Genomic DNA, 4342 nt, shown 5'->3' on the forward strand with positions numbered 1-4342 from the left:
TGGTGCCCACGGAGGGACTCGAACCCCCACACCTCGCGGCACATGGACCTGAACCATGCGCGTCTACCAATTCCGCCACGTGGGCATTGGACCGCTTTGCCAGTATTGCTCGACGTTGCCGTCGAATTCCGCTACGATATCAGGCTTTGCCGTTTTGCGCTAGACCAACTTTCGTTTGGTCCAGAGCGCGGATTGCCTGTGCAGCGTCTTCGTTTCCGGCTGTGCCGTATCCGAAGAGACCGAAAGTATAGCGGATGGCCGGCAAATGTCAAAGGCCTCCGAGCGGGACGATCGCTGCACGCTTCGTCGGCGGCGTTAGGCGAATCCCGCCGTCCTCCGTTACACTACGCCTGCCCAAGTGTCAACGTAACGAATCCGCGCCATCGAACCGATGGATGGCGCCCCACTGAAAAGAAGAATACGAATTTGAAGCACCCAACTCATACCATTCCAAGCCGCGAGGAAATCCTCGGCGTGTTCCGCCAGGCCCAGGCCCCGCTCGACAGCGGCGCCCTCGCCCGAGCCCTGCAAGTTAACCCGGAAGCGGAAGGCGTGCTGGCGCGCCGCCTGAATGCGATGGAGCGCGACGGCCAGCTCCGCGCCAATCCCGCCGGCGAATATGCGCTCACCGATCACTCCAGTTTTATTTCCGGCCGCATCAGCGCGCACCGCGACGGCTTCGGCTTCGTGATCCCGGACGAGGGCGGCGAAGACCTGTTCCTCCCGGATAAGGAGATGCAGAAAGTCCTGCATGGCGACCGCGTGCTGGCCCGAGTCGTCGGCACCGACCGCCGCGGACGCGCCGAAGGCACGATCGTCGAGGTCAGGGAACGCGCCAATACCCACGTCATCGGCCGCCTGCTGAACGAGAACGGCGTCTGGGTCGTCGCGCCGGAAGACAAGCGCATCGGCCAGGACATCCTCGTGTCCGGCGCGCCCGGCAAAGCGAAGGCCGGCCAGATCGTCAGCATCGAACTGGTCGAGCAGCCGTCGCGCTTCCGCCAGCCGACCGGCAAGATCGTCGAGGTGCTGGGTGAACTGGACGATCCCGGCATGGAGATCGAGATCGCCGTGCGCAAGTTCGGCGTGCCGCACATCTTTTCGCAGCCTGCGGTCAAGCAGGCCGGCAAGTTGCCGAACGAGGTGCGCGACGCCGACCTGGGCGAGCGCGTCGACCTGCGCGACGTGCCACTCGTCACCATCGACGGCGAGGATGCGCGCGACTTCGACGACGCCGTGTACTGCGAACCCGTCAAGATCGGCCGCGCGAAGGGCTACCGCCTGCTCGTGGCCATTGCCGACGTGAGCCACTACGTCAAGCCGGGCGATGCCCTCGATGGCGACGCGCTGGAGCGTTCCACGTCCGTGTACTTCCCGCGCCGCGTGATCCCGATGCTGCCGGAAAAGCTGTCGAACGGCCTGTGCTCGCTGAACCCGGCCGTCGACCGCCTCACGCTCGTGTGCGACATGGTCGTGACGGGTGAAGGCGAGGTCAAGGCCTACCAGTTCTATCCGGCCGTGATGCACTCGGCCGCGCGCCTGACCTACAACGAGGTCGCCGCGATCCTGGGCAATACGAACGGGCCGGAAGCCGGTCGCCGCCCGGGCATCGTGCCGCACCTGCTGAACCTGAACGAGGTGTTCCGCGCGCTGCTGCAGGCGCGCCAGGAGCGCGGCGCGATCGATTTCGAGACGACGGAGACGTATATCGTCTGCAACGCGATGGGCAAGATCGAAAAGATCCTGCCGCGCACCCGCAACGATGCGCACCGCCTGATCGAGGAATGCATGCTGGCCGCCAACGTGTGCGCAGCCGATTTCCTCATCCGCCATGACCAGCCGAGCACGTTCCGCATCCACGCCGTCCCGACCGAGGAAAAGCTGAACCAGCTGCGTACCTTCCTGAAGCAGGTCGGCCTGAACCTGGGCGGCGGCACGACGCCGCAGGCGCGCGACTACGCCGAGCTGATGGAACGCATCAAGCAGCGCCCTGACGCCACGCTGCTGCAGACGATGCTGCTGCGCTCGATGCAACAGGCCGTCTACAGCCCGGACAACGTCGGCCACTTCGGCCTCGCGTACGAGGCGTACGCCCACTTCACGAGCCCGATCCGCCGCTATCCCGACCTGTTGACGCACCGCGCCATCAAGGCCGTGTTGAAAGGCAAGAAATACGAGCCGACCAATATCGATCTGTCGAAGCTGAACACAACGGTGTCGAACGCGGCGCGCAAGCAGGCCGCAAAGGACAAGGCGGAAGGCAAACAGAAGAATCCGAAGGACCTGACGATCTGGGACGCGCTGGGCGTGCACTGCTCGGCCAACGAGCGCCGTGCCGACGAAGCGTCGCGCGACGTCGAGAACTGGCTCAAGTGCTACTACATGAAGGATCGCCTGGGCGAGGAATTCACGGGCGTGATCTCGGGCGTGACGCCGTTCGGCATCTTCGTCCAGCTCGACCAGCTGTTCGTCGAGGGTCTGGTGCATGTCACGGGCCTCGGCACGGATTACTTCCAGTACGACGAGGCCCGCCACGAACTGCGCGGCGAGCGCACGGGGCAGGTGTACCAGCTGACGGGCCGCGTCACGGTTCAGGTGGCGCGCGTGGATCTCGAATCGCGCAAGATCGACCTTGTGCTGGCCCAGCCGAAGGCGGATGGGGTCGTGCCGGCACCGCTGGAGCGCGCCCGCGCGGCCGCGCTGGACGCTTTGGAGCCGAAACCTCCGCGTCGCAGGAAGGCAAAAGGCGAGGCAAAAGGGGCCGCCGTGCCGGTGTCGCAGCAGGAAGCGCACGTGACGCCGGCCGAACCGGCTGCGTCCACGTTCGGCGTCACCGACGAGAGCGAAGAAGACGTCGTATTCGTGCCGCCAACGCGCGGCCGCCGCAACACCCGGAGTGCCTCACCCACAGCAAAACCGACCGCGACGAAAAAGACCGCGGCGAATAAAAGCGCTTCCACAAAAAGCGCCTCCAAAACCAGGAAGAAGAAGTAACGCATGAAAAATAAAATGATTTTTGGCTTCCACGCCGTGACCTCGCGCCTGCGCCACGAGGCCGCCAGTGTGGAAGAGATCTTCGTCGACGCAGGCCGGCAGGACCGCCGCATGCAGGACCTGATCGCCAACGCGAAGGCGGCCGGCGTCCGGGTGATGCCGGTCGAGGCCGAGCGCCTCGACAAGATCGTCGGCACCCGCCGCCACCAGGGCGTGATCGCGTTCGCCAGCCAGCTTTCGCTGGCGCGCAACCTGGACGAGCTGCTGGATGCGGTGGAAGGCCCGCCGCTGCTGCTGATCCTGGACGGCATCACCGACCCGCACAACCTGGGCGCCTGCCTGCGCGTGGCGGACGGCGTCGGCGCGCATGCCGTCATCGCCCCGAAGGACCGCTCCGTGGGCCTGAACGCGACGGCCGCCAAGGTGGCCAGCGGCGCGGCCGAAACCGTGCCGTACATCACCGTGACGAACCTGGCGCGCACGATGCGCGACCTGAAGGAGCGCGGTATCTGGCTGATCGGCACGTCCGACGATGCGGACAAGGGCCTGTACGAAGGCGATTTCACGGGCCCGACCGCGCTGGTGATGGGTTCGGAAGGCGAGGGCATGCGCCGCCTCACCCGCGAGACGTGCGACGTGCTCGTTTCCATCCCGATGTTCGGCTCGGTCGAGAGCCTGAACGTCTCCGTTGCCTCGGGCGTCTGCCTGTACGAGGCGCGCCGGCAGCGCCTGGCGCGCGAGCCGCAGTAATCTGGTCGTGCGATGGTGGGCACGGGGTGCCCACCCTACGATATTGCCATTGCCGTAGGGTGGGCTCCCCGAGCCCACCAGGCGCAAGCGCACTGCCCCCCCTAAATTGATTCCCTCATAAGCAAGTACGGTGCGGATACGCTACCATGCAGTGTCACTTGCACGAATCACGACTATGTTTTCCAAGCTGCGCGAAGATATCCAGAGCATCATCGAACGCGACCCTGCGGCCCGTAACGCATGGGAAGTGCTCACGTGCTACCCGGGCCTGCATGCCGTCGTCATGCATCGCTGGGCGCATGCTTGTTGGCGCGTCAATTTCAAGTGGCTCGGGCGGTTCATTTCCTATTTCGCCCGCATTCTCACCGGTATCGAAATCCACCCCGGCGCGACGATCGGCCGCCGCGTGTTCATCGACCAYGGCTTCGGCGTCGTGATCGGCGAGACGGCCGTCGTCGGCGACGACTGCACGATCTACCAGGGCGTCACCCTGGGCGGGACGACGCTCGTTGCCGGCACGAAACGCCATCCGACGCTCGAGCGCGGCGTGATCGTCGGTGCCGGCGCGCAAGTACTCGGGGCGTTCACGGTGGGGGAG

Annotated in this window: 3 protein-coding genes and 1 tRNA gene; 3 read left to right on the plus strand and 1 reads right to left on the minus strand. The window is 65.4% G+C overall.

Going from position 1 to position 4342, the window contains the following annotated elements:
- Positions 1–85: transfer RNA gene (locus AC1DYX_RS28310), tRNA-Leu, on the minus strand.
- 341 nt (positions 86–426) lie between these two features.
- Between AC1DYX_RS28310 and rnr the strand changes: the two genes are divergently transcribed.
- The 3 genes from rnr to epsC all read left to right on the plus strand — a co-directional run.
- On the plus strand, positions 427–2994 hold the full coding sequence (gene rnr, locus AC1DYX_RS28315; protein ID WP_477265113.1) for a ribonuclease R: 2568 nt from the start codon (positions 427–429) through the stop codon (positions 2992–2994).
- Between the two features lie 3 nt (positions 2995–2997).
- Entirely contained in the window at positions 2998–3744 is a 747-nt protein-coding gene (rlmB, locus tag AC1DYX_RS28320; RefSeq protein WP_477265115.1) for a 23S rRNA (guanosine(2251)-2'-O)-methyltransferase RlmB, read from the plus strand.
- 175 nt (positions 3745–3919) lie between these two features.
- Positions 3920–4342, plus strand: a 423-nt coding sequence (gene epsC / locus AC1DYX_RS28325; RefSeq protein ID WP_477265117.1) for a serine O-acetyltransferase EpsC, incomplete at its 3' end; no start/stop codon positions are given.

The organism is Massilia sp. P2_C2 (assembly GCF_056404615.1).

What these genes read in the sequence shown, in the direction of transcription:
- rlmB (WP_477265115.1), top strand. Translation starts at nt 2,998, where the DNA reads ATGAAAAATAAAATGATTTTTGGCTTCCACGCCGTGACCTCGCGCCTG.